The organism is Nocardioides sp. Arc9.136 (assembly GCF_030506255.1).
GTDB lineage: Bacteria > Actinomycetota > Actinomycetes > Propionibacteriales > Nocardioidaceae > Nocardioides.
In genome coordinates this window covers 867167-891396 of sequence record NZ_CP113431.1, presented here as the reverse complement: position 1 = coordinate 891396, position 24230 = coordinate 867167, and the positions used below count along the sequence as shown (strand labels likewise).

At 74.8% G+C, this 24230-nt stretch carries 29 protein-coding genes; 12 read left to right on the top strand and 17 right to left on the bottom strand.

Features of this window, described 5'->3' with window-relative positions; translation table 11 throughout:
- Nucleotides 1–18: 18 nt before the first annotated feature.
- On the bottom strand, nt 19–420 hold the full coding sequence (locus OSR43_RS04240; protein WP_302269796.1) for a hypothetical protein: 402 nt from the start codon (nt 418–420) through the stop codon (nt 19–21).
- A gap of 250 nt (nt 421–670) precedes the next feature.
- Here OSR43_RS04240 and OSR43_RS04235 point away from each other — a divergent pair, with 250 nt between their 5' ends.
- Complete coding sequence (locus tag OSR43_RS04235; RefSeq protein WP_302269795.1) at nt 671–2080, top strand: wax ester/triacylglycerol synthase family O-acyltransferase; 1410 nt, start codon at nt 671–673, stop codon at nt 2078–2080.
- 17 nt (nt 2081–2097) lie between these two features.
- Here OSR43_RS04235 and OSR43_RS04230 read toward each other — a convergent pair whose 3' ends face one another.
- A complete protein-coding gene (locus tag OSR43_RS04230; protein ID WP_302269793.1) occupies nt 2098–3288 on the bottom strand; it encodes a site-specific DNA-methyltransferase in 1191 nt (396 codons plus the stop codon).
- A gap of 71 nt (nt 3289–3359) precedes the next feature.
- Between OSR43_RS04230 and OSR43_RS04225 the strand changes: the two genes are divergently transcribed.
- The 3 genes from OSR43_RS04225 to OSR43_RS04215 all read left to right on the top strand — a co-directional run bounded on the left by OSR43_RS04225 (nt 3360) and on the right by OSR43_RS04215 (nt 7119).
- On the top strand, nt 3360–4130 hold the full coding sequence (locus OSR43_RS04225; RefSeq protein ID WP_302269791.1) for a hypothetical protein: 771 nt from the start codon (nt 3360–3362) through the stop codon (nt 4128–4130).
- A 195-nt stretch (nt 4131–4325) separates the two neighbouring features.
- Nucleotides 4326–5804 (top strand): CocE/NonD family hydrolase, encoded by a 1479-nt coding sequence (locus OSR43_RS04220; RefSeq protein ID WP_302269790.1) that lies wholly within the window; start codon nt 4326–4328, stop codon nt 5802–5804.
- A gap of 19 nt (nt 5805–5823) precedes the next feature.
- On the top strand, nt 5824–7119 hold the full coding sequence (locus OSR43_RS04215; RefSeq protein WP_302269789.1) for a phosphodiester glycosidase family protein: 1296 nt from the start codon (nt 5824–5826) through the stop codon (nt 7117–7119).
- Here the strand turns inward: OSR43_RS04215 and OSR43_RS04210 are convergent.
- Nucleotides 7098–7592, bottom strand: coding sequence for a hypothetical protein (locus tag OSR43_RS04210; protein ID WP_302269788.1), 495 nt, complete (start codon nt 7590–7592; stop codon nt 7098–7100). The genes OSR43_RS04215 and OSR43_RS04210 overlap by 22 nt on opposite strands.
- A gap of 79 nt (nt 7593–7671) precedes the next feature.
- Here OSR43_RS04210 and OSR43_RS04205 point away from each other — a divergent pair, with 79 nt between their 5' ends.
- Nucleotides 7672–8265 carry a mismatch-specific DNA-glycosylase gene (locus tag OSR43_RS04205; RefSeq protein ID WP_302269787.1) on the top strand — a complete coding sequence of 198 codons (594 nt, stop codon included), beginning with the start codon at nt 7672–7674 and terminating at the stop codon, nt 8263–8265.
- A 13-nt stretch (nt 8266–8278) separates the two neighbouring features.
- Here the strand turns inward: OSR43_RS04205 and glgC are convergent, their stop codons facing one another.
- Nucleotides 8279–9538 carry a glucose-1-phosphate adenylyltransferase gene (gene glgC / locus OSR43_RS04200; protein WP_302269786.1) on the bottom strand — a complete coding sequence of 420 codons (1260 nt, stop codon included), beginning with the start codon at nt 9536–9538 and terminating at the stop codon, nt 8279–8281.
- Nucleotides 9539–9598: 60 nt separating this feature from the next.
- On the opposite strand from glgC, the gene glgA reads away from it, so the two are divergent.
- The 3 genes from glgA to OSR43_RS04185 all read left to right on the top strand — a co-directional run bounded on the left by glgA (nt 9599) and on the right by OSR43_RS04185 (nt 12028).
- On the top strand, nt 9599–10786 hold the full coding sequence (gene glgA / locus OSR43_RS04195; RefSeq protein ID WP_302269785.1) for a glycogen synthase: 1188 nt from the start codon (nt 9599–9601) through the stop codon (nt 10784–10786).
- 101 nt (nt 10787–10887) lie between these two features.
- Complete coding sequence (locus OSR43_RS04190) at nt 10888–11313, top strand: hypothetical protein (RefSeq protein WP_302269784.1); 426 nt, start codon at nt 10888–10890, stop codon at nt 11311–11313.
- Between the two features lie 19 nt (nt 11314–11332).
- Nucleotides 11333–12028 (top strand): hypothetical protein, encoded by a 696-nt coding sequence (locus OSR43_RS04185; protein WP_302269783.1) that lies wholly within the window; start codon nt 11333–11335, stop codon nt 12026–12028.
- Here OSR43_RS04185 and OSR43_RS04180 read toward each other — a convergent pair.
- The 9 genes from OSR43_RS04180 to OSR43_RS04140 all read right to left on the bottom strand — a co-directional run bounded on the left by OSR43_RS04180 (nt 12025) and on the right by OSR43_RS04140 (nt 17606).
- Nucleotides 12025–12735 (bottom strand): hypothetical protein, encoded by a 711-nt coding sequence (locus tag OSR43_RS04180; RefSeq protein WP_302269782.1) that lies wholly within the window; start codon nt 12733–12735, stop codon nt 12025–12027. The genes OSR43_RS04185 and OSR43_RS04180 overlap by 4 nt on opposite strands.
- Entirely contained in the window at nt 12732–13274 is a 543-nt protein-coding gene (locus tag OSR43_RS04175) for a metallophosphoesterase (protein WP_302269781.1), read from the bottom strand. Before OSR43_RS04175 ends, OSR43_RS04180 begins: the two co-directional genes overlap by 4 nt.
- Before the next feature lie 5 nt (nt 13275–13279).
- Entirely contained in the window at nt 13280–13684 is a 405-nt protein-coding gene (locus OSR43_RS04170; protein WP_302269780.1) for a TraR/DksA C4-type zinc finger protein, read from the bottom strand.
- A complete protein-coding gene (locus tag OSR43_RS04165; protein WP_302269779.1) occupies nt 13651–14130 on the bottom strand; it encodes a hypothetical protein in 480 nt (159 codons plus the stop codon). The genes OSR43_RS04170 and OSR43_RS04165 overlap by 34 nt, the downstream gene beginning before the upstream one ends.
- 64 nt (nt 14131–14194) lie before the next feature.
- Nucleotides 14195–15616, bottom strand: coding sequence for a GntP family permease (locus OSR43_RS04160; protein ID WP_302269778.1), 1422 nt, complete (start codon nt 15614–15616; stop codon nt 14195–14197).
- Nucleotides 15613–16116 (bottom strand): gluconokinase, encoded by a 504-nt coding sequence (locus OSR43_RS04155; RefSeq protein ID WP_302269777.1) that lies wholly within the window; start codon nt 16114–16116, stop codon nt 15613–15615. Before OSR43_RS04155 ends, OSR43_RS04160 begins: the two co-directional genes overlap by 4 nt.
- A 5-nt stretch (nt 16117–16121) precedes the next feature.
- The gene (locus tag OSR43_RS04150; protein ID WP_302269776.1) at nt 16122–16754 is read right to left on the bottom strand and encodes a dienelactone hydrolase family protein; all 633 of its coding nucleotides are present in this window, start codon (nt 16752–16754) and stop codon (nt 16122–16124) included.
- Complete coding sequence (locus tag OSR43_RS04145; RefSeq protein ID WP_302269775.1) at nt 16751–17431, bottom strand: DUF6629 family protein; 681 nt, start codon at nt 17429–17431, stop codon at nt 16751–16753. Before OSR43_RS04145 ends, OSR43_RS04150 begins: the two co-directional genes overlap by 4 nt.
- A gap of 28 nt (nt 17432–17459) precedes the next feature.
- Nucleotides 17460–17606, bottom strand: coding sequence for a hypothetical protein (locus OSR43_RS04140; RefSeq protein ID WP_302269774.1), 147 nt, complete (start codon nt 17604–17606; stop codon nt 17460–17462).
- An 84-nt stretch (nt 17607–17690) separates the two neighbouring features.
- Here OSR43_RS04140 and OSR43_RS04135 point away from each other — a divergent pair, with 84 nt between their 5' ends.
- The gene (locus tag OSR43_RS04135) at nt 17691–18080 is read left to right on the top strand and encodes a DUF2237 family protein (protein ID WP_302269773.1); all 390 of its coding nucleotides are present in this window, start codon (nt 17691–17693) and stop codon (nt 18078–18080) included.
- 26 nt (nt 18081–18106) lie between these two features.
- Here the strand turns inward: OSR43_RS04135 and OSR43_RS04130 are convergent, their stop codons facing one another.
- From OSR43_RS04130 to OSR43_RS04115, 4 genes are all read right to left on the bottom strand, one after another.
- Entirely contained in the window at nt 18107–18538 is a 432-nt protein-coding gene (locus OSR43_RS04130; protein WP_302269772.1) for a hypothetical protein, read from the bottom strand.
- A gap of 74 nt (nt 18539–18612) precedes the next feature.
- Nucleotides 18613–19770: a 23S rRNA (uracil(747)-C(5))-methyltransferase RlmC gene (gene rlmC, locus OSR43_RS04125; protein ID WP_302269771.1), complete on the bottom strand. Its 1158-nt coding sequence runs from the start codon at nt 19768–19770 to the stop codon at nt 18613–18615.
- Nucleotides 19770–20132, bottom strand: coding sequence for a rhodanese-like domain-containing protein (locus OSR43_RS04120; protein WP_302269770.1), 363 nt, complete (start codon nt 20130–20132; stop codon nt 19770–19772). The genes rlmC and OSR43_RS04120 overlap by 1 nt, the downstream gene beginning before the upstream one ends.
- Nucleotides 20129–21130: an aldo/keto reductase gene (locus tag OSR43_RS04115; protein ID WP_302269769.1), complete on the bottom strand. Its 1002-nt coding sequence runs from the start codon at nt 21128–21130 to the stop codon at nt 20129–20131. Before OSR43_RS04115 ends, OSR43_RS04120 begins: the two co-directional genes overlap by 4 nt.
- A 240-nt stretch (nt 21131–21370) precedes the next feature.
- Here OSR43_RS04115 and OSR43_RS04110 point away from each other — a divergent pair, with 240 nt between their 5' ends.
- From OSR43_RS04110 to OSR43_RS04100, 3 genes are all read left to right on the top strand, one after another.
- Nucleotides 21371–21772, top strand: a complete 402-nt coding sequence (locus OSR43_RS04110; RefSeq protein ID WP_302269767.1) for a VOC family protein — start codon at nt 21371–21373, stop codon at nt 21770–21772.
- Between the two features lie 115 nt (nt 21773–21887).
- Nucleotides 21888–23045, top strand: a complete 1158-nt coding sequence (locus tag OSR43_RS04105; protein WP_302269766.1) for an acyl-CoA dehydrogenase family protein — start codon at nt 21888–21890, stop codon at nt 23043–23045.
- A 22-nt stretch (nt 23046–23067) separates the two neighbouring features.
- The gene (locus OSR43_RS04100; RefSeq protein ID WP_302269765.1) at nt 23068–24213 is read left to right on the top strand and encodes an acyl-CoA dehydrogenase family protein; all 1146 of its coding nucleotides are present in this window, start codon (nt 23068–23070) and stop codon (nt 24211–24213) included.
- Nucleotides 24214–24230: the final 17 nt, after the last annotated feature.

Below are 24230 nucleotides of genomic sequence, written 5' to 3'. Positions count from 1 at the left end.
CGGCGGGACGCCGACCGGTCACGACGGCGAGGCGAGCGACTGCGCGTAGTTGATCGCCCGCTTCATGTCCGCGAGGTCGCGGTACCAGGTGCGGACCTCGCTGCGGCAGCGCACCCGAGCCACCTCGGTGTCGTACTCCCGGCACTCGGCGTGCGCCTCGGAGTCCGTCGGCGGGAACTGCTCGCTGCCGTCGTATCGGAGGATCTCGAAGCCGTTGACCTTGTCCCCGGTGACCTCGACGATCGTGTGGGGAACCGGCTTGTAGGGCTTCCCGGCGACCTGCCCGGGGGCCACCGTGCCCCGATCCGTGCCCCCGTCGGCGACCGCCGCCCCTCCGGTCCACCCGCCGACGACGAGGCCGGCCACCACCCCGACCGCCGCCGCACCCGTCGCCAGGCCGTTGCCGAACCGCTTGTCCATGTCTTCTCCCGAGGTCTCGCGCACCGGCTGGTTCCGGTGACGGGAAGGACGCTAGGGACGCGGCGCGCCGGGCAGCGGGCGTCCGGCCGCCGCTGGGGAGCACCCGCCGGCTGGCCCGCCCTGTGGACGGCACCTGGGCCGGAGCGGACCCGCGGCGCCCCGCCCTTGTGGCGGACGTCACCGCGAGCCACACTCACCCCCGACCGTGCTCGTGCGGCCGGTGCTCCCCGTCGCGACCGAAAGGCCCTCCGTGGTCACTCCGATCGATCCCACCTCGCTGGCCTTCCTGATGGCCGAGAACCGCAGCATGCCCATGCACGTCGGCGGCCTGCAGCTGTTCGAGAACCCGGCCGGGGCGGGGCCCGACTACACCCGCGAGATGTACCAGTGCATGCGCGACGCCGACGAGATGTCGCCGCTGTTCCTCAAGCGGCCCTACCGGTCGCTGCGCACGGCCGGCCAGCTGGTGTGGAAGCAGGACGAGCAGTTCGACATCGACCACCACGTCCGGCACAGCGCCCTCCCCCAGCCCGGCCGCATCCGCGAGCTGCTCGACCTGTGCGGGCGGCTGCACGGCACCCGGCTGGCCCGGGAGCGGCCGCTGTGGGAGGCCCACGTCATCGAAGGGCTCGACGACGACCGGGTCGCGCTCTACACCAAGGTGCACCACTCCCTCGTCGACGGCGTCTCGGCGATGCGCCTGCTGCAGAGCGTGCTGAGCGAGGACCCCGAGGAGCGCGGCATGCGCGCCCCGTGGGACGCCCGGCCGCGCTCGGGCAGCGAGCCGCGCACCCGCGACCGCTCGCCGGTCGACCTCGCCGAGGTCCCGGTCCAGGCGCTGCGCACCGCGCTCGGCATCACCGCCGAGGCCGCCGGCCTGCCCGGCGCGCTGGTCCGGACCCTCACCAAGGGGCTGCGCAACGAGACCTCCGCGCTGTCGCTCTACGCGCCGCGCACGATCTTCAACCAGCGGATCACCGGCTCGCGCCGGTTCGCCGCCCAGGACTGGCCGATGGAGCGGCTGCGCGCGGTCGGCAGGGCGACCGGCACCACGCTCAACGACGTCGTCCTCGCGATGTGCAGCGGCGCGCTCCGCAGCTACCTGCGCGAGCTCGACGCGCTGCCGGACTCCTCCCTGGTCGCGATGGTCCCGGTCGGGCTCAACGCCAAGCAGTCGCAGGTCGCCAATCCCGACGGCGGCAACGCGGTCGGCGCGGTCATGGTGCAGCTCGCCACGAACCAGGACGACCCCGCCCGGCGCCTCGACCTGATCCACCGGTCGATGCGCGACGGCAAGGAGGCGCTGTCGTCGATGACGCCGGTGCAGATCGTCGCGATGAGCGCGCTCGGCCAGGCCCCGGCGATCCTCACCCCGGCGCTGCGGCTGCAGGGCATCGTGCGGCCGCCGTACAACGTGATCATCAGCAACGTCCCCGGCCCGCGCTCCACGCGCTACTGGAACGGCGCCCGCCTCGACGGGACCTACCCGCTGTCGATCCCCATCGACGGGATGGCGCTCAACATCACCTGCACGTCGTACGACGACAAGCTGGCCTTCGGCCTGACCGGCTGTCGTCGCACCGTGCCGCACCTGCAACGGCTGCTCGTCCACCTCGACGACGAGGTGGCCGCGCTGGAGAAGGCCGCCGGCGTCGACTGAGCGGTCCCCGAGCCGGGTCACCAGCCGACCCGCTCCACCAGCCCGCCGCCGAGCAGCGCGTCCACGGCACGCAGCCGCGCCCGGGTGATGTCGGCGACCGTGCGCAGGCCGGCGAGGTCGGCGTTCGAGCCGGGCCGGGTGGGCTCGGCGGAGTTCACCGAGACGCAGGCGCGGCTGCCCCCGTCGGCGGCGTTCGCCAGCGTGACCGCGTGGCCGGTGGTGCCGCTGCCGGCGAACGGGTCGAGGACCACCGCGTCGTCGGGCATCGTCCCGAGCACGCGGCGGACCAGGCCGGTCGGCTTGGGCGACTCGAAGACGTGCCCGACCAGCTCCTTGAGCTCGGCGACCGCGGTGTCGGTCGACCCGACCTCCTCGGCCAGCCAGATGGTCGGGAGCTTCTTGCGGCGACCGCCGGGGGTGTCGCGGTCCAGCCAGTCGCGCTGGAAGACGTCGACCCGCTCCCCGGCACGGCCCTTGACCACCCGGCACACCAGGTCGCCGGGGCGCTCCTGGATCCGCGGGCGGCTCCAGCGCCACACGGCCGGCCGCCCGTCGCCGAAGACGGGACCGACCTCGACGGCACCCGCGAACGGCTCGGTCGCCACCTGCCCGCTCACCGGGTCGCCCCAGACCGGGAAGTGCAGGGTCGGCGCGGTGACCGGGTTGAACTTCTTGTTGGTGTTGCGCAGCGGCAGGTGCCGGTAGCGCCGGCCGGACGCCTCGTCGAGCAACGGGAAGTCGCGCTCGTCGACCGTCTCGGCGCTGCTCGCGTCCAGCACGGTCCGCCGCGCGTCGCGGGCGTAGGCCAGCAGGTACTCGTGGCTCGTGGCGAACCCGCGCCCGAGCTGCCGGCCCTTGGGGTTGAGGTTGACCACGACCTGGGCGAGGAAGTTCTGCTCGCCCATCACCTCGTCGAGCAGCAGCCGCAGCCGGGGCGCCTCGTTGTCGTCGATGCTCACGAAGAGGGCGCCGGTCTCGCGCAGCAGGTCCCGGCAGGCCTCCAGCCGCGGGCGCATCATCGCCACCCACGCGTCGTGCCGGCTCCCCGGTCGGCCACCGGAGTCGCGGAAGTCGTCGCGGTAGGCGAAGTCGTTGCCGGTGTTGTACGGCGGGTCCGTGCAGACCAGGTCCACCCGCTCGCCGGCCGCCGCCATCGCCCGGAGCACGTCGAGGTTGTCGCCCTCGACGAAGGTGTTCCACGGCCGCACGCGCCGACCCTAGAGGCCCCGCCCCACGGCCGCCGGGATTGCGGCGCATCCCCAGCGGTCACCGTGCGGGTGTGGACCACCGGGAGCGGCGCCGGCACGGCCCGGTCCTCCCGGGCGTCCTGGTCGCGCTCGTCCTCGCCGGCCTCGTGCTGCTGCGCGACCCGGGCAGCAACGGGGCCCGCCTGCGCGAGCTGCTCGGTACCGAGGAGCGCCGCGCCGAGGCGGTGACGGTCCCGGCCGGGCCGGGCGCCTACCGCTTCGCCGCCACCCAGCCGGGCTCGGACAAGCCGGTCTCCTGGAACCCCTGCGAGGACGTCGAGTACGTCGTGAACCCGGCCGGCGCCCCGGCCCACTGGCGCGCGATGGTCGAGCGGAGCGTCGCGACGGTTGCCGCCGCGACCGGGCTGCGGTTCTCCTACGAGGGCGAGACCGACGACCGCAACTTCACCGACCGGATCGGCGCGCTGGGCCGCGCGGCCCCGGTCCTCATCGGGTGGGCCGACGAGGACGAGGTCGAGGAGCTGGCCGGGGACGTCGCGGGCGTCGGTGGCGCGGCGTACCTCGAGACGCCGGGGCGCTGGAGCTACAGCACCGGCATGGTCGTCCTGGACACCGCCGTCTTCACCGAGCTGCCCGCCGACGGGGACTCCTACGACGACCCCGACACCCGGGCCCTCGACCTGCAGACCGCGATCCTCGACCACGAGCTCGGGCACGTCGTCGGGCTGGCGCACGTCGAGAGCCGCGAGGAGCTGATGTACGCCGACAACCTCGGCCGCACGTCGTTCGGCGCCGGCGATCTGCAGGGGCTCGCGCGGCTCGGCGCCGCCCCCTGCGCCTGAGCCGGCCGGTCCGGCGCCCCGCCGGGGCGTGACCTCCGCCCCGCTGGACCGTTCATCCAGCGCCAGCACGTCCGAGCCGGAGGACCGGGTCCCCTGCGCCGTACCACCAGCACGCTCCTCGCCACCCTCGCCCTCCTCGCCGGCGGCCTGGCCGCCGCGCCGAGCAGTCCGGCCGCCGACCCGGCCGCCGCCCCGGTGGCCCCGGCCGACTCCTCGATCCGGGCCGGCGCCACCCAGCGCGACGGCTGCGTCAGCAGCGTCCCGGAGCCTGGCGAAAGTACCCCGGTCGACATCTGCTGGACCGTCTTCAAGCCGGCGGGCGCGTCGGCGAGGCGGCCCGTCCCGATGGTGCTGCACAGCCACGGCTGGGGCGGCAGCCGCGCGGCGCGGGGCGAGGTGCAGGCGTTCCTCGACGCGGGCTACGGCGTGCTCACCTTCGACCAGCGCGGCTTCGGCGCCTCGGGCGGGCACGCCCACGTCGAGGACCCCGCCCTCGAGGGCCGCGACGTCCGCCGGCTGGTCCGGCTCGCCGCTGGCCTGCCCTGGGTCCAGCAGGACGGTCCGGGCGACCCGCGGCTGGGCGCCATCGGCGGCAGCTACGGCGGTGGCTACCAGTACGTCGGCGCCTTCGAGCTGCTCCGCACGCGCGGCACGCCGGTCTTCGACGCGCTCGCCCCGCAGATCACCTGGCACGACCTGAGCCAGAGCCTGGCCCCCAGCGGCGTCGTCCGCACCGAGTGGGCGCTCGCCCTCAGCGCCGCCTCCTTGCCCAGCGACGCGCTGCCGCCCCGCGTCTACAAGGCCCTGGTCGAGGGCGCTGCCCTCGGCACCTGGCCCGACGGCAGCATCCCCGGCACCGAGGACATGGTGTCGTTCTTCCGCAGGAACGGCCCGCGCTGGCACGTGGGCCAGGGGCGTCGCCTCGACATCCCGATGCTGCTGGGCCAGGGCACCACCGACGGGCTGTTCCCGCTCGAGCAGGGGTTCCGGAACTGGCAGCAGGCGATGACGGCGGGGGCCCGCCGCCGCAGCATCTTCGTGGGCTACAACGGCGGGCACGTCCTGCCCGCCGTGCTCCCGGCCGGCACGACCGCCGACACCGACCCGTGCAGCCGGAAGCTGGCCGGTGGCGACTTCGAGAGGCTCACCGTCCGCTTCCTCGACCACGTCCTCAAGGGCCGGCGGACGACGCTGCGCGGCTTCGGGAGGATGCACCTGGCCACCCCCGGCGGCACCTGCACGACGATCCGCACCCCGCGCGCGAACACCGCCGTCGAGGTCGGCACCGTCGCCACGCTCGAGGGAGTCGGCACGCCGCTGTCCTACGAGGTCGCGCAGGGCCCGATCCGGGTCGCCGGCACGCCGTACCTCACGGGCACGATGACCGCGCTGGGCGTGCAGAACCGCGCCTTCTACGGGCTCGCGGTCGGGACCAGCCCGCTGGATGCGCGCCTGGTGCAGAACAACGTGCTGCCGATCGACGAGCCGCGTCCGGTGCTCGGCGAGGCGCGACGGGTCGCGCTGCCGTCGGTGGCGGTCGACGTGCCGGCGGGGCAGAACCTCTACCTGCTGGCCACACCCGTCTCCGACACCTTCGTGCTGATGGGCTCGCGCCTGCCCGGCGCGGTCACGATCGAGGACACGATCGTCCATCTTCCCGTGGTGGGCCGGTGATCGGCCTAGCCTTGCGCGGGTGCGCGCCCGACTCTCCCTGACCTCCGGCGCCCTCGCCTGCGCCCTCATGCTCGGATCCACCGCGGCGATCGCCGCGCCCGGCGACGACCCGACCGCCCCACCTGGCGGTACGCCGCGCGGCGGCGCCGATCGTGCCGAGCGTGCCGACCGTGCCGGCCGTCCGGACCTGCGCGCCGAGCGCGGGCCGCAGCACACCTCCGGCGGGGAGCCCGGCCTGCTCGCCCCGGTCGTGCCGCAGCGTCTGCTGCGGTTCGCCCAGCGCTCCGAGCCGGTCCGCTCCGACGTGGCTCCCGGCGTCAGCCTGACCCGCTGGGACGAGGCCGACGCCCGGGGACCGCAGCGGTTCTCGCTGCTGACCGTCGACCCGTCGGTGGCGGGGGTGTCCCTCGACTACGCCGGCGCCCGGAACGTCTCGGGCACCGCCACGCTCCCCACGCTGCTGGCCGGGTCCGCGACGGTCGCCGGGGTCAACGGCGACTTCTTCGACATCGGTGACACCGGCGCGCCGCTGGGGACCGGCCGGGACCTCGAGCGCGGCGTCCTGCACGGGCGGCGCTCGGGGTGGACCTCCTCCTTCCTGGTCGACAAGCGCGGTCGGGCGGACATCGACGAGGTCGCGCTCCGCGCCGGCGTGCGACAGCGCCCCGGGATGAAGGTGACCAACCTCAACTCCCCCTTCGTCGAGCCCGACGGCGTCGGCATCTACACCTCCGCGTGGGGCACCACGTCCGGCTACCGGGTCACCAGCGGCCAGCGGCGGGGCGTGCGCATGGTGCTCGTGCGCGGCGGGAGGGTCGTGCGCACCCGGGCACGGCTGTCCGCGGGCGAGAGGATCCGGGGCACGCTGCTCGTCGGCCGGGGCGCGGGCGCCCGGGCGCTCGGGAAGCTCCGCAAGGGCTCCCGGGTCGACGTCCGGTGGTGGCTCCAGGGCGGTCCCCGGATGGCGATCAGCGGCAACAAGGTGCTGGTCCGCGACGGCGTCGTCGAGGTGGTCGACGACCGGGAGATGCACCCCCGCACCGCCATCGGGATCGACCGGGACACCGGCGAGGTGCTCGTGCTGGTCGTCGACGGCCGGCAGGAGGTCAGCCGCGGCGCGACGATGGTGGAGCTGGCCGCCACCATGATCGACCTGGGCGCCGACGAGGCGCTGAACTTCGACGGCGGCGGCTCCACCACCATGGTCACCCGCCGCGCCACGGGCGTCCTCGGGGTGGTCAACACCCCCTCGGACGGCCACCTGCGCCAGGTCGCCAACGCGCTGCAGGTCCGCTACACCCCGCCGCGCGGCTGAGCCGGCCGGGCGTCCGGCGCGACCGCCAGCGCGACGGTCGTGACCGCCACCCGGCACTCGACGGTCGACCGGGGCACGACGACCTCGAAGGCGCCGCCCACCAGCCGCGCCGACGTCGCCGGCTCGCAGCCGACCGCGACGACCTGCGCGAGGACCGTCGGGAGCCGCTCCTCGGTCCCTCCCGACCGCAGCTCGCCCACCCGCTCGCGCAGCCGCGCGGCGTACGCCGGCTCGAGCCCGGCCACGAAGTCCTCCATCGCCTCCGGCTCGGTCACCGGCACCGCCACGTCGCCCACCGACCCGCCCGCGCCGGCACCGGTGACCAGCTCGACCCGCGGCGGCGCCACACCCCCGGCGGTGGTGGTGGCGGCCGGGTCCGGCGCCTCCTCCGCCCCGCCGCAACCGGACAGCAGGACGGCAGCGAGGACCGTCGCGGCGGAGGTCGCGTGGAGGGGCCGGGGCAGCGGGCGCACGTCGGTGGGACGCCGGGGAGGCCCACGCCGTTCCCGGGCCACCTCACGAGCGGGGGGCGGCCGCTGGCATCCTGCCGCTGTGCCGTCCGCCCGCAGCTTCACCCGCGCCGAGCTGGAGTCCTTCCGGGACCGCGAGGTCCCCGACCTGCTGCCCGGGCCGGACGGGCCCGCGCTGCGGCTGCTCTTCGTCGGCATCAACCCCGGGCTGTGGACGGCCGCGACGCAGACCCATTTCGCCCACCCGGGGAACCGCTTCTACCCCGCGCTGCTGCGCGCCGGTGTCATCGAGCGCCCGATCGACCCGGCCGCCGGCATGACCGAAGACGACCGCGACCACCTGCGCGCCCGCGGCATCGGCATCACCAACGTCGTCCGGCGCGCCACGGCCAAGGCCTCCGAGCTCACCGCCGAGGAGTACCGCGCGGGCGGCGTCCAGCTGGTCGAGACGGTGCGCCGTGCCCGGCCGCGCGTCGTGGCGGTCGCCGGCATCACGGCGTACCGGGCGGCCTTCGGCCTGCCCAAGGCGGTCCCGGGCCGGCAGCCGGAGCCGATGGCCGACGCCGAGCTGTGGGTCGTGCCCAACCCGAGCGGCCTCAACGCCCACGAGACCGTCGCGTCCCTGGCCGAGGCGTACGCAACACCCGCGCGGGCCGCGGGCGTCCTCACCGGCTGAGGCCGCTGCCGGCTCAGCCGGGGAACGCCTGGTCCTTGCCGAGGACCACGAGCCCGTCCTCGACGTGGAAGCCGCGGGCCCGGTCCTCCTCGGCGTCGACCCCGAGCCGGGCGCCGGCCGGCACGACGACGTTCTTGTCGAGGATCGCGTTGCGCACCACCGCGCCGGCACCCACCCGGACCCCCTGCATCAGCACCGACCCCTCGACGGTCGCGCCGGCCCCGACGCCGACCGCCGGGGACAACACGGAGCGGGTGACGGTGCCGCCGCTGACGACCGTGCCCGGGGAGAGCACCGCCTCGTCGACGCGGGCCGGTGAGCCGTCCGCGCCCTGGACCACCTTCGCGGGCGGCTGCGGGCCGTAGGAGGTGTAGATCGGCCACTCGAAGTTGTAGAGGTTGAACACCGGCAGCGGCGACACGACGTCCATGTGGGCGGCGTAGAAGGAGCCGATGGTGCCGACGTCTCGCCAGTAGCCGCGGTCCCGGTCGGTCGCGCCGGGCACCACGTTGTCCTTGTAGTCGTAGACGCCGGCCTGCGCGCGGCGCACGAAGGCGGGCACGATGTCGCCGCCCATGTCGTGCTGCGAGCCGGTCGTGGTGGCGTCGCGGGTCACCGCCTCGACCAGGGCGTCGGCGTCGAAGACGTAGTTGCCCATCGAGGCCAGCACCTCGCCCGGGGAGTCGGGCAGCCCGACGGGGTCGCCCGGCTTCTCGCGGAAGTCCCGGATCCGCGAGGGGGACGCCGGGTCGACCTCGATCACCCCGAACTGGTCGGCCAGCCCGATCGGCTGGCGGATCGCCGCGACCGTGCAGGCGGCGCCGCTCTCGACGTGCTGGGCCACCATCTGGGAGAAGTCCATCCGGTAGACGTGGTCGGCACCGACCACCACGACGATGTCGGGCTTCTCGTCCTTGATCAGGTTCAGCGATTGGAAGATCGCATCGCCGCTGCCGAGGTACCAGTGCTTGCCGACGCGCTGCTGGGCCGGCACCGGGGTGACGTAGTTGCCGAGCATCGTCGACATCCGCCAGGTCTGGGTGACGTGCCGGTCGAGGCTGTGGGACTTGTACTGCGTCAGCACGACGACCTTGAGGTAGCCGGAGTTGACGACGTTCGACAGCGCGAAGTCGATGAGCCGGTAGATCCCCGCGAACGGCACGGCCGGCTTCGCCCGGTCGGCCGTGAGCGGCATCAACCGCTTGCCCTCGCCGCCGGCCAGGACGATCGCGAGGACCTTGGGACGGGCCTTGGCAGCAGGCGGCGCGCTCATGCCGCTCACCGTAGCCGTGCGCGGGGACCACCGGCTCCCCCACGACGCTAGGTTCGGGGGATGCGAGTCGACGTGCTGACCAAGGAGTACCCGCCCGAGATCTACGGCGGGGCCGGCGTGCACGTCGCCGAGCTGGTCCGGGCACTGCGCCGCCGCGACGACGTCACCGCCCGGGTCCACGCCTTCGGGGCCCCGCGGGACGAGCCGGGGACGGCGTCGTACGCCGAGCCGGCCGAGCTCGCCGGGGCCAACGCCGCGCTGCGGACCCTCGGCGTCGACCTCGCCATCGCCGACGCGTGCGCCGGTGCCGACCTGGTGCACTCCCACACCTGGTACGCCAACCTCGCGGGCCACCTGGCCGGTCTGCTGCACGGCGTCCCGCACGTCGTCACCGCCCACTCGCTGGAGCCGCTGCGCCCGTGGAAGGCCGAGCAGCTCGGCGGCGGGTACGCCGTGTCCGGCTGGGCCGAGCGGACGGCGTACGAGTCCGCGGCGGCGGTCGTCGCGGTCTCCCGCGCCATGCGGGACGACGTGCTGGCGGCGTACCCCGCCGTCGACCCCGGCCGCGTGCACGTCGTCCACAACGGCATCGACACCGCGCTCTGGTCGCCGGTCGACGACCCGGACCGGGTGCGTGCGCTCGGCGTCGACCCGGACCGCCCCTCGGTGGTCTTCGTCGGGCGGATCACCCGGCAGAAGGGGCTGCCCTGGTTCCTCCGCGCCGTCGCCCAGCTCCCGCCCGACGTCCAGGTCGTGCTCTGCGCCGGCGCGCCGGACACCCCCGCCATCGAGGCCGAGGTCGTCGCCCTGGTCGACGACCTGCAGGCCGCGCGCACCGGCGTGGTGTGGATCCGCGACATGCTGCCCCGCGCGGACGTCGTCGCGCTGCTGTCCGCCGCGACGGTGTTCGCCTGCCCCTCGGTCTACGAGCCGCTCGGCATCGTCAACCTCGAGGCGATGGCCTGCGAGACAGCCGTCGTGGCGACCGCGACCGGCGGCATCCCGGAGGTCGTCGTGCACGGCGAGACGGGGCTTCTCGTGCCGATCGAGCAGGCCACCGACGGGACCGGCACCCCCGTCGACCCCGAGCGGTACGTCGCCGACCTCGCGGCCGCGCTGACCGAGGTCGTCACCGATCCCGACCGCGCCGCGACCATGGGCCGGGCCGGGCGGGCACGGGCGCAGGCCGCCTTCGGCTGGGACGCGATCGCCGAGCGGACCCTCGAGCTCTACCGCTCGGTCGCCTGACCGGCCCACCATCCGTCCACAGGGCGCCGTCGGCCGGCCTCCTCCCCTGGTCCTGGGGAGGACCGCCTCTCCGGGCGGCGGCGCGCAGCAGGGTGGTCGTCATGACCTACGCACCCGTGATCGTGACCCAGGCCGACGTCGAGCAGGCGTGGCGCTCCCTGATGCGCCCGCTCGGCTGGACGCGGACCAGCACCTGGCTGATGCTGGTCGGCCCCGACGACCGGCCCCTCCCGCACCTGACCGAGATCGAGGACTGCGGCGGCCCGCCTCCGCCGGGCGGCGCCGACCGGCTGGGTGAGCTGCTCGCCGGCCTGGTGCGGGGCGCGCTGCCCCCGGGCGTCCGCGTGGCCTTCCTGCGCTCGCGGCCGGGCGCGGGCCTCGCCGACGACGACGACCGGGCCTGGGCACGGACGCTCCTGGCCGCGGCGCAGGTGGCCGGTCTCCGGTCCGAGGTGGTCCACCTCGCCACCGACGTCGACGTGCTCCCCCTCCCGGTGGACGAGCCGGCCCTTCCCGCGGGGGCCTGAGGCTGGCTACGGTCCGGCGGTGACCACGGTGCCCGACCTGACGAAGCTGATGTTCCTGGTGCGGGGCGAGGACGCGCCGCTCGCCGAGCTCCTCGAGGACGGCCTGCGCGGCCAGCTCGCCGCGGCCGGCGCGAGCCGGCTGCAGGTGAACCTCGACGACGAGCCCGTGGCGGCCGCCCTGCGGATCCCCGGCCCGGCCGCACCGGTGCGGGCCGTGGTGTCGGTGTGGGCCGCCGGCGGGACCGCCGCGGTGGTCGACGTCCTGGCCGCCGCCGTCGCGGGCGCGACGCTCGACGGCTGGGAGGTCGAGGAGCGGCTCCCGCTGGCGCCGCCGGAGGTGGCCGACGGCCGCCGGGCCGAGGCCCTCGCCAACGTCGCGGTGCTGCGGCGACCGGCCGAGCTCGACGTCGACGAGTGGCGGCACCGGTGGCTGGTGGACCACACGCCGGTGGCGATCGAGACGCAGGGGACCTTCGGGTACGTCCAGAACCTCGTCCTCCGCCCTGTCACCGAGGACGCGACGTACGTCAGCGCGATCGTGGAGGAGCTGTTCCCCATGGCCGCGGTGGGCGACCTGCACGCGTTCTACGGCAGCGGCGGGGACGCCGACGAGCTGCGGTCGCGGATGGAGCGGATGATGGCCAGCGTCGGCCGGTTCGGCGCCGACCGCGACCTCGACCTGGTGCCGACCAGCCGCTACGGCTGGTCGCTCTAGCGGCGGGAGCGGCGGGCGATCGCGTACGACGGGGCGCGCACCCGTCGCACCCACTCGTAGTTCGGCAGGCCCGGCAGCTCGTTGAGCACCGCGTCGAACTCCAGGTCCGGGTCGTCGGCATGCTCGGTCCCCGGCTCGGGCGCCTCGAGGTGGAGGTCGGCGAAGACCTGCCAGTCCGACCGCAGGCCCGCCACCGCGAGCTGCGCGTGGTGCTCGGCGACGTACCGCGCACCGATGAGCACCGCCCCGCGGGGCCCCCGGTAGGGGAACAGGGTGGTCAGCGGTCGCGTGGTCATGCCGGCCGACGGGAGCACGAGGAACCGGGCCACCGGCCCCCAGCCGTTGGTCGACAGCAACAGGTCCGCGTGCTGCGTGCCGCCCTCGACCGGGTCGGCGAGGAGGTCGTCGACGCCCGCACCGCCCAGCGGCACCTTGACGGCCAGCCCGTGAATGTCGGGGAGGCCCGGCGGCAGCCCGATCCCCTTGGACTCCCGGGCCACGACGTCGTCGGAACCCGCGTCGTCGACGAACGGCACGCCGATCCCCGGCTCGAGACCGTGCCGCTCGAGCCGTCCGCGGAGCACCCGGCCCACCGGGTGCATCGGCTTCTCGGCGGGGCGGGCCGCGGCGAGGCCGCGGACGGCGGTGGCGATGACGGCACCACCGACGCGGGCGGGGAGCACGGCGAGCGGGCTGGGCGTGGTCACGAGGGCCTCCGGGGAGGGAGTCGGTGGAGGACGACGTCGCCGAGGACGCCGTCCGCCACGTGGGCGGTGAGGTAGGTGCAGTGCGGCTGGCGCCGCCGGTCGGTCGGCGAGCCGGGGTTCAGCAGGCGGAGCCCTCCGGGCGTCGTGGTGTCCCAGGGGATGTGGCTGTGGCCGAAGACGAGCACGTCGAGGTCGGGGTACGCCGCGTCGGCTCGCGCCTCGCGGCCGGCCCGGCCGCCGGTCTCGTGGACGACTCCGAGCCGGACGCCGCCGAGCTCGACCCGCGCGACCTCGGGGAGCCGGGCCCGCAGCCCCGGCCCGTCGTTGTTGCCCCAGCACGCGACGAGCCGACGCGAGCGCTCCTCGAGCCGGTCCAGCGTGGCCTCGTCGACCCAGTCGCCGGCGTGGACCACCACGTCGGCGGCCTCGACCGCGGCCCAGAGCTCGGCGGGCAGGTCCTTGGCCCGCTTGGGCAGGTGCGTGTCGGCCATCAGCACGAGCTCGAGCCGTGCCGGTGCGGCGGGGTCGGCGGCGCTCATCGGGCTCACCCGCAGGCGACGCAGCGGCGGGCGTCGGGCCGGACCTCGAGCCGCTCGGGCGGGATGGGGCGGCCGCAGCCCTCGCACACGCCGTACGCGCCCTCGCCGAGCCGGGCCAGCGCCGCCTCGATCTCCGCGAGGCGACCGGAGGCCTGCCGCACGAGCGTGTCGAGCTGCGAGCGCTCGAAGGCGATCGTCGCGCCCTCGGGGTCGTGCTCGTCGTCGGCGTTGGTGTCCCGGGACGCCTCGACCATGCCCGAGTAGTCCCCCTGCAGCGCCTCGAGCCGGCGGGCCACCAGCGCGTGCTCGGCCCGCAGCCGCGCCTCGGCCTCGGGTGCGGACTCCGACCCGGCTGCGGACGGGGGCGGCTGGGGGTTCAGGCCGCCACCCGGTTGCTGATGATCAGGCACCCGAGCTCCTGCCACGGTCGACCCTGGCGGGCGACGGCCAGCTCGGCGGTGTTCCCGCCGACCATCCGGGCCGCGACGAGCAGCGGCTCCCCGTCGTCGGTCTCGCCCGGCGCGGCGAGCACGCCGGTCATCGTCCACTCCAGGCCGGGCTCCCCGTGCCGTACCCGGCGGCTGACCCGGCTCCAGGTGGTCGCGGCCAGCACGAGGTCGAGGTCCGGGCCCCCGACGAGCGGGACGCGGATCGTCAGCCCGTGCACGAGCGCCTGCGGGCCACGCAGGGTGGCCTCCCGGGACTCGGTGACCACCACGTCGTCGGTGCCCGGCTGGTCGAAGTACGCGTGCCCCACCGGCTCCTCGAGGCCGCGGCGGAAGAGCCTCCCGTGCACCGGCACGGCCTGCGGCCGGATCACCGAGGCGGTGCGCGTGGCCAGGGTCAGGATCGACATGACCGGCTGGTACCCGCGTCCGGTGTCGCAGACACCCGGCCCGGCGGGTGGTCCGGACTCCGGGCTAGATCACCAGCGAGAGCAGCAGCACGAACACGAGGCCGGAGACCGACAGGACGGTCTCCATCAGCGACCAGGTCCTGATCGTCTGCCCGACGCTCATCCCGAAGTACTCCTTGACCAGCCAGAACCCGGCGTCGTTGACGTGGGAGAAGAACACCGAGCCGGCACCGACGGCGAGCACGACGAGCGAGGTCTCGCCCGTGGAGAGGCCGTCGACCAGGCCGATCATCAGCGAGCTCGCCGTGATCGTGGCGACGGTCGCGGATCCCGTCGCCAGCCGGATGAGCACCGCGAGCACCCACGCCAGCAGCAGCACGGGGATGTTGCCGTCGCGGGCCCAGTCCGCGAGCAGCGTGCCGATGCCCGTGTCGACCAGCACCTGCTTGAAGCCGCCGCCGGCCGCGACGATGAGGATGATCCCGGCGATGGGCGGCAGGGAGGACTCCACGATCTTCCCGACGTCCTTCATCGGCGTGCCGAGGGCCGTGCCGAAGGTGACCATCGCGAGCAGCGTGGCGAGCAGCAGGGCGACGAGGGGCTCGCCGAGCACGTCGAGGACCTGCCTCAGGAGCTGGTCCTCGTCCTCGATGAAGATGTCGGCCAGCGCCTTGGCGAGCATCAGGGCGACCGGCGTCAGCACGGTGAGCAGCGTGACCGCGAACGTCGGGCGGCGGTCCCCCGCCGTGCCCCGCTCCTCGTCGTCGCGCACGTCGAAGCGGTCCGGCGGGGCGAGCACCACCCACCGGCCGGCCAGGGAGCCGAACAGCGGACCCGAGACGATCACGGTCGGCACCGCGACCAGCACGCCCAGCGCCAGCGTGACGCCCAGGTCGGCGCCGAGGTAGTCGATGGCGGTCAGCGGACCGGGGTGCGGCGGCACCAGCCCGTGCATGGCCGAGAGGCCGGCCAGGGCCGGGATCCCGACCGTGATCAGCGAGACCTGTGCGCGGCGCGCCACGAGGTAGATCACCGGCATGAGCAGCACCAGGCCGATCTCGAAGAACATCGGCAGGCCGATGAGCGCGCCCACCGCGGCCATCGCCCACGGCAGCGACCGGGGGCCGCTGCGCCCGACGATCGTGTCGACGATCTGGTCGGCGCCGCCGGAGTCGGCGAGCAGCTTGGCGAACATCGCACCGAGCGCGATCAGGATGCCCACGCCCGCGCTCGTGTCCCCGAAGCCGGTGGTGAAGGACTCCAGGACGTCGAGGATGTTCTCCCCCGCCACGATGCCGACGGTGAAGGCGCCGAGGATCAGCGCGAGGAACGGGTTGAGCTTGACGACGGTGATCAGCACGACCAGCAGCGCGATCGCCACCAGGGCGGCGGTGACCAGCTGCCACCCGGCGGCGACCGGTTCGGCCAGCTCGTCGGCGGCGAGCACCACCAGGTCGGCGGTGGCGGCGGTGACGGTGGGGGTCATCGGCGTTCCCTTCCCCCGGCCGCGTCCACGTACGCCTGCACGATCGCGTCCACGCCCTGGTCGACGTCGATGACGATGCCGTCCTCGTCCGGCTCCAGCGGCTCGAGGGTGGCGTACTGCGAGGTCAGCAGCGAGGCCGGCATGAAGTGCCCCGGCCGCGAGGCCTGACGACGCTCGATCACCTCGCGCGCCCCCTCGAGGAGCACGAAGGTGGTGGCCGGCGCGTGGTGCCGGAGCTGGTCGCGGTACTTGCGCCGGAGCGCCGAGCAGCTCATCACCCCGCCGTCGGGGTGGTCGGCGAGCCAGTCGCCGATCACCTCGAGCCACGGCCACCGGTCGGAGTCGTCCAGGGCCTCGCCGCGCGACATCTTGGCGATGTTGGCCTCGGGGTGGAAGTCGTCGGCGTCCGCGAACGGCACCCGCAGCCGCTGCGCGAGCGCGGCCCCCACCGTGGACTTGCCCGAACCGGACACGCCCATGACGACCAGCAGGTGGCTCATGCGGCTCACCGTACGCCGGGCGGGAGCAGCGCCGCGGTCAACGCGTCGGCGGCGGCCCGCTCGAAGACGGCGGCGTGCCGCAGCATCGCGTGGCCGGCTCCGGGGACCTCCAGCCACTCGACGTCGGCCCGCCGGCGCAGCCGCTGCACGACCGTGCGGGCCCGCTCCGGCGGCGCGACCCGGTCCTCGGTGCCGTGCACCACGAGGACCCGGCGCCCGGCGAGGTCCGCGTCGTCGGTGGGGTGCAGCCACGGGTTGAGCGCGACCACCGCCGCCACCCCCGGCTCCTGGCCGGCCAGCAGCGCCGCCCGGCCGCCGAGGGAGTGGCCCACGAGGCCGATCGGCAGGTCGCCGTACCGCTCCCGGACGCGTGCCATCGCCCAGCGGGCGTCGTCGACCGGCGTCCGGTCGGTGCCCCAGCCCCGGGTCGCGTTGAGGACGCGGTGGACGGCGAGGCGGCCGCGCCCGGCCCGGGCGGTGCGCGCCGCGACCGGCACCATCCGCAGCACCGAGAGCTGCCACGGGCTGACCAGCGGGTCGCCGGGGCGGGCGTCACCGCCGTGCAGGACGAGGACCGCGGCGGCCGGCGCGCGGGGCGGGCGCGGCGCGAGCGTCGGGACCAGCCTGGTGCCGCTCACGCGGCGGCCGTGCGGGCGCCGGGTCGCGCGCCGGCCGAGGCGCCGGGGCCCGGGCGGCTGTGCACGAGGTGGGCGAGCACGAGGAGGGAGGAGAGGGCGGCGTAGAGGCACCAGAACGAGGCGAAGGCGTCGCGGTAGGCGAGCGCCACGACGGTGAGCCCGACGAGGTTCACCACCCCGAAGGCCACGACGAGGCGGTGGCCGGCCACCAGGCAGGCGCCCATCGTCGCGAGCACGTAGAGGCCCGTCCACAGCTCGGGGTCGTGCAGCCCGATCCGGTAGACCAGCGCGTGCGGGTGGGCCTCCACCCGGACGCCGTTCTCGACGACCAACCGGGCGAGGTGGGCGGTGACGACGGCGCCGAGCGCGAGGAACGGCGCCACCCACCGCCTGCGTCCGGAGCGCGCGACCAGGAGGACGGCCGCCGGCACGAGCGTCGGGAGCAGCGGGAGCGCCACGACGACGTACGCCACGGCGGCCACGTGCGCGGCCTGGTCGGGGACCCGGCCCTCGACCCCTGCCCAGACGACGGCCTCGGTCAGCTGGTGGGCGGCGAGGAGCAGCGGCAACGCCGCCAGCGGCAGCTCCCGCGGCGCCCGCACCTCACGCAGTGCCAGGACCCCCACCGGCAGGACGAGGGCGCCGGCGACCAGGTCGGCCTCGAGCGAGAAGCACATGCGCGGACGGTGCCCGACCCGGTTGCCCTCAGACCAGCGTGCCCAGCCGGCGGATCTCGAGCTCGACCTGGCGCTGCTGGCGCTCGCGGAGGTGACGGAGGCGCGCCTGCTTCTGCTCCGGGGTCAGCGCACGCCAGCCGGCGCGCCGGTGCGGTCGCTCGGAGGTCGTGGTCACGGACGTCATCGTCGTGCGCGCCCCAGCGGGGTGTCGACGGATTTTCCGCGCCCCTCCGGCGTCCACCGCCCCTAGGCTGCTGCCATGGGTGAGCGGAACGTGCTGGGCGGGGATCTGGTGCCGTGCGGGACCGACCCGTTGACGGGTTTCTACCGCGACGGGCTCTGCTCGTGCGGCTCCGACGACGTGGGTCTGCACGCCGTGTGCGCGGTGATGACCGCCGAGTTCCTGGACCACCAGCGCTCGGTCGGCAACGACCTGTCCACGCCGCGGCCGGAGTGGCACTTCCCGGGCCTGCACCCGGGCGACCCGTGGTGCGTGGTGGCCGGCCGCTGGCTGCAGTCCTACCGGGCGGGCGCGGCCGCCCCCGTCGTGCTGGCCGCGACCAACGAGCGCGCGCTCGAGGTGGTGCGGATCGAGATCCTCGAGGAGCACGCCGTCGACGTGCCGCCCGACCTCAGCTCGCTCGGCTGACCGGCGCGCCGGCGCGTCGGCGCGGCTCAGTCGGCTGCGCTGAGCCTCCAGACGCCCGGCGTCCCCGGCTCGAGGACGCCCTCGTCCTGCAGCACCCGCCGGGCCTTGCGCGCCGCGAGCTGCCAGCGGGGCTCACCAGTGGGCGAGGGCTCCCGGTCGCCCGGCCGCAGCGCCTCGCCGAGCCGCTCGTCGAGGGTCGGGAAGACTTCGTCGGCCGGCAGCTCCCCGCCGCTCTCCTGGAGCAGCGCGACGATCGGCGCCTTCAGCTCGTCGGGCGAGGTCCACTTGCGTGGGGCGCTCTTCCTCACCGGCGTGCCCGGCACGCGCGGCGTGGTCGTCCGGGTCCGCACCCGCGAGGCGGGCGGCGCCTTCTCGGGCTCCACCGGCTTCGGCTCGGGACGCCCGTGCACGCACTGGCTCAGCGGGAGGTCGCACAGCTCGCAGTAGTCCTCGGCCACGTCGACCCAATCTACGGACCCCTCCCCACCGCCGCACGACGGGGCTCGCGGACCCGCGCTGCGCGAGGCGTGCGTCACCGACGGCCGAGGAGGACCAGGACCTCGTAGTGCCGGGTGTGCGGGAACATGTCGAGCAGCCGGCCGCGCAGCGGGGCGTACGACGGCATCGCGGCCAGGTCGGCGGCGAGGGTCCGGGCGTTGCAGCTGGAGTACAGCACGTGCGGCACGCCGGAGCCCTCCAGCCACCCGGCCAGCTGGTCCCCGATGCCGCGCCGGGGAGGGTTGACCACGACGAGGTCCGGGACCACCTCCGGTGCGGCGTTGACCGCGTACGTCGTGGCGTCGCCGGGCAGGAACCGGACGTCGGCGAGGCCGGCCGCCGCGGCGCTGTGCTCGGCCGAGCGGACCGCCTCGTGGGAGATCTCCACCCCGGTGACCGCCCGGCCCGGCGCGGCCAGGTGGAGGGCGAACCCGCCGACGCCGGAGTAGAGGTCCCACACCGAGCGCGGCGCGAGGTCCGTGGTCCACGCGACCGCCTCGCCGTACAACGCGGTGGCCATGGCGGTGTTGGTCTGGAAGAAGCTGCGCGGGCGCAGGTGCAGGGTCACCGCGCCGAGCGGCATCGCGAGCGTGGCGGCCGGGGTCAGCACGATCTCCCGCTCGCCCTCGAGCACCGCCTTGTGCGCGGGCTGGAGGTTCACCGTGGCGACCGCGACCGGCAGCCGCCCGAGCAGCGAGGGCAGGTGCTTGCGCAGCCGTGCAGCCGGCTCCTGGGACCGGCACACGAACCGCACCATCAACTCACCGGCCGGTGACTCGGTCACCAGCAGGTGCTTGAGCTCGCCGCGCCGCTGCACCACGTCGTACGGCGCCAGGTCGGCCTGCCGCACGAAGTCGGCCAGCACCGGCAGGGCGTCGTGGAGACCCCGCGTGTGGAGCCGGCACTCCCGCAGGTCCACGCCCGCGAAGGCCGCGTCGAGGATGCCCAGCGTGGGCTCCGCCGCGGTGCCCCCGACGACCATCTTGGCCTTGTTGCGGAACTCGACCGGCGGCGACGCCACGGGCTCGGACCACCCCGCCGCCGGCGCCGGCAGGAGCGCCTCGACCTCCCGCTGCTTGTCGGCGAGCTGCGCGTCGTACGGCTGGTCGAGCAGCGCGCACGAGCGGCACCGGCCGGTGTCGAAGTAGTCGCAGCGGGCGGCGACCGACCGGGTCAGCGGCGGGGCGTCCATCACTCGGTGGGGATGCCGAGGTCGACGAGCGAGTCGTAGCCGCCGCCGTTGACGACGCTGCCGAAGCCGAGGCCGCGCATCACCTCGATGGCCTGGGTCGACCGCTCCCCCGACTCGCAGTAGACGACGTAGTAGCGCCCGCGCGGGAGCTGGGCGACCCGGTCGCGGAAGTCGTCGGCGGCGAGGTCGATGTTGACCGCCCCCTCGACGTGGCCGGCGGCGTACTCGTCGGGGGTGCGCACGTCGAGCACGGCCGCGCCGCGCTTCTCGATGAGGCGCTGCACCTCGCTGGCGTCCTCGGCGCAGGCCGCGGTCAGGCCGAGGAGCCCGCAGAGCAGCAGGGGCAGGAGGAGCAGCCTCACCACTGGTGGTGGACCGCCTCACGGAAGTGGGTGTCGTAGATCCGGCGGACCCCGTCGAGGAGGTCCTGCGAGAGCGGAGGGAGCGTGCCGGCCGCGGCGTTGGCGCGGGCCTGCTCGGGGTTGCGCGCACCCGGGATGACGGTGGTGACGCCGGGCTGCTGCCAGACCCACGCGAGCGCGACCTGGGCGGCGGCGGCTCCCTCGGGGCCGTGCTCGGCGACGAGCGCGGTGAACTCGCGCGCGGCGGCCACGCCGGTCGCGAAGTCGACGCCGGAGAAGGTCTCGCCACGGTCGAAGGCGCTGCCGTCGCGGTTGTAGGTGCGGTGGTCGTCGTCGGCGAAGGTGGTGTCCTCGTCGTACTTGCCCGACAGCAGCCCGGAGGCGAGCGGCACCCGCGCGATGATCCCGACGCCGGCCTCCTGCGCGGCGGGGAGCACGCGGTCCAGGGGCTTGAGCCGGAAGGCGTTGAGGATGATCTGCACGCTGGCCAGGTTCGGGCGGGCGATCGCCGACAGCGCCTGGTCGGCGGTCTCGACCGAGACACCGTACGCCGCGATCGCGCCGTCGGCGACCAGGGTGTCGAGCGCGTCGTACGTCGCGTCGTCGTCGATCGTGGCGCTCGGCGGGCAGTGCAGCTGGACCAGGTCGAGGGTGTCCACGCCGAGGTTGCGGCGCGAGCGGTCGGTCCACTCGCGGAAGGCGTCCAGCCGGTAGTTCTCCGGGACCTGGTCGACGCGGCGCCCCATCTTGGTGGCCACGGTGATGCCGTCGTGTTCGCGGAGGAAGGAGCCGATCACCTGCTCGCTGCGGCCGTCGCCGTAGACGTCGGCGGTGTCGAAGAAGGTGACCCCGTCGGCCACCGACGCCTCGAGCACGGCCCGCGCGTCGTCCTCGCTCACCTCGCCCCAGTCGGCGCCGAGCTGCCAGGTGCCGAGACCGACGACCGAGACGTCGCGGCCGGTGCGTCCGAGGGTGCGGGAGTCCATGCGGGAAGCCATGGAGCCCATCCTGACCGACCGCGCGAAATCCCCGGGCGCCGCCTCCGGGCCACCGCGATCGTTCAATTGCGCGATCGCGGCGGCGCGGGAGCGCTTCCATCGGGTCGGGGGCCACCGCGATCGTTCAATTGCGCGATTCGGGCGGCACGACGCGCCCGGACCGATGAGTCCGGCGCGGCCCGGGGGTCGGAGCCGGCGTACCCACCACCCACCCCCGCTCGACCCCCACCGGAGGCCGCCATGCCCGTCCAGCTCAGCCCCTACCTGCACTTCGACGGCACCACCCGCGAGGCGATGACCTTCTACCGGTCGGTCCTCGGCGGGGAGCTGACCATCAGCACCTTCGGCGAGTACGGCATGGAGGGCTCGGCCGCCGACGGTGTCATGCACTCGATGCTGCGCACCGAGGAGGGCCTGATGTTCATGGCCTCCGACCTCCCGCCCGGCACCACGCTCACCCCCGGCGACGCCACCGTGTCGCTGACCCTCAGCGGCGACGACGAGGCGCGCCTGCGCGGCTGGTTCGAGGGACTCGCGGAGGGCGGGGAGGTGCACGTCCCGCTGGAGAAGCAGATGTGGGGCGACGTGTTCGGCCAGCTCAAGGACCGGTACGGCGTGCAGTGGATGGTCGACGTCGGCTGACCCTGCGGCACGCCGCGGCCTGCCGGTGCCCGCCCCGAGCGTCCGCTCTGGCCGCAGGACTACGGTGGCACCCGCGCGGCGAGACGGCCGCGCCGCCGAGCCGGGAGGGTTGCCGATGCAGCTGGAGCTGTCCGCCGAGGACGCCGCGTTCCGCGACGAGATGCGGACGTTCTTCACCACCGAGGTCCCGCAGGAGATCCGCGACGCCGTCGCGAACCGCCGCGAGCTGACCAAGGACCAGATCGTCGAGAGCCAGCGGGTGCTCAACGCCCACGGCCTCGCGGTCCCGAACTGGCCGGTCGAGTGGGGAGGCAAGGACTGGTCCCCGCTGCGCCGCCACATCTGGCACGAGGAGATGCAGCGCGCCGACGTGCCCGCTCCGCTGGCCTTCAACGCCTCGATGATCGGGCCGGTGATCGCCCACTTCGGGTCCCAGGAGATCAAGGAGCGGTTCCTGCCGGCGACGGCGAACCTCGACATCTGGTGGTCCCAGGGCTTCTCCGAGCCCGACGCCGGCTCCGACCTGGCCTCGCTGCGCACGACCGCGGTCCGCGACGGCGACGAGTTCGTCGTCAACGGCCAGAAGACGTGGACGACGCTGGGCCAGTACGGCGACTGGATCTTCACCCTGGTCCGCACCGACCCGGACGTGAAGAAGCAGGCGGGCATCTCGATGCTCCTCATCGACATGACCTCGCCCGGTCTCACCGTCCGCCCGATCGAGCTGATCGACGGCGGCCACGAGGTCAACGAGGTGTGGTTCGAGGACGTCCGCGTCCCGGCCGGCAACCTCGTCGGCGAGCTGAACTCCGGCTGGACGCAGGCGAAGTTCCTCCTCGGCAACGAGCGCGTCGGCGTCGCCCCGGTGGGTGGCACGAAGCGGGTGCTGGCGCAGGCCAAGGACTGGGCCCGCGAGACCGGCCAGCTCGACGACCCGCTCACCAGCAGCCGCATCGCCGAGCTCGAGAACGAGCTGCTCGCCCTGGAGCTGACCGCGCTCCGCGTGGTCGCCCACTCCGCCGACGGCAAGCCCCACCCGGCCTCGTCGGTGCTCAAGCTCAAGGGCACCGAGCTGCAGCAGGCGGTCTCCGAGCTGGTCGTCGACCTCGCCGGGCCGGCCTCGCTGGCCACCGGCGCCGGGGACGACTCGGACCTGCCGTGGTGGTCGCGCCGCGCCACCCCGGCGTACCTCAACCTCCGCAAGGCCTCGATCTACGGCGGCTCCAACGAGGTGCAGCGCCAGATCATCGCCAAGACGATCCTCGGACTCTGAGCGGGACGGGAAGGGACTTCTCATGGACTTCACCTACGACGAGGAGCAGCAGGCGCTGCGCGAGGCCGTCCGCGGCCTGGTCGGCAAGGCCTACTCCGACTACGAGCAGCGGCGGCAGACGGTCGCGGCGGACCCCGGCTTCGACGAGGCGCAGTGGGGCCGGATGGCCGAGATGGGCCTGCTCGGCCTGCCCTTCAGCGAGGACGACGGCGGCGTCGGCGCCGGCCCGGTCGAGATCTCGATCGTGGCCGAGGAGCTCGGCCGCGTCGTCGCGCCCGAGCCCTACCTCACCTCCGTGGTGTGGGCCGGCGGGCTGGTCAGCGCGGTCGGGACCGCGGAGCAGCGGGCCGAGGTGCTCGGCGCGCTGAGCGCCGGCGAGAGCCTGCTGGCGCCGGCCCTCGCCGAGCCCGGCCGGCGCTGGACCAACGACGCGACCGCGGTCACCGCGGCCGAGGACGGCGGCGCCTGGACGCTGACCGGCACCAAGGAGCCGGTCCCCCAGGGCGCCCGCGCCGACGTGCTGGTCGTCAGCGCGCTGCTGCCGAACGGAGGGACCGGGCTGTTCCTGGTGCCCGGGGACGCCGACGGGCTCACCCGCACGGGGTACGCCACGCACGACGGCGGCCGGGCGGCCAAGGTCACCTTCACGGGCACGCCCGCCACCCCGCTCGGAGAGCCCGGCTCGGACGCGGCGGCCTCCATCGCCACCGTCACCGACATCGCCCGCGTGATGGCGTGCAACGAGGCGGTCGGCGCGATGGAGACCGCGCTGCGGACCACCTCGGCGTACCTCACCTCGCGCAAGCAGTTCGGGGTCACCCTCAACACCTTCCAGGCGCTCACCTTCCGGGCCGCCGACATGTACATCTCGCTGGAGCTGGCCAAGTCCCTGGCCGTCTGGGCGACGATGGTCGTGGCGGCGGGCTCGCCCGCGGAGGTCGCCGAGGCGGCCGGGCGCGCGTCGCTGCAGGTGGCGCGGGCCGGTCGGCACATCGGCCAGGAGGCGATCCAGCTCCACGGCGGCATCGGCATGACCGCGGAGTACTCCATCGGCGCCTACACCAGCCGGCTCACCGCCCTCGACCACCTCCTCGGCGACGCGACGTTCCACCTGCGCACGCTCGCGGCGACGGTCGGGGACCACGCCGAAGTGGACCCGCTGCCCTGACGGTCGCCGCGCCGCGG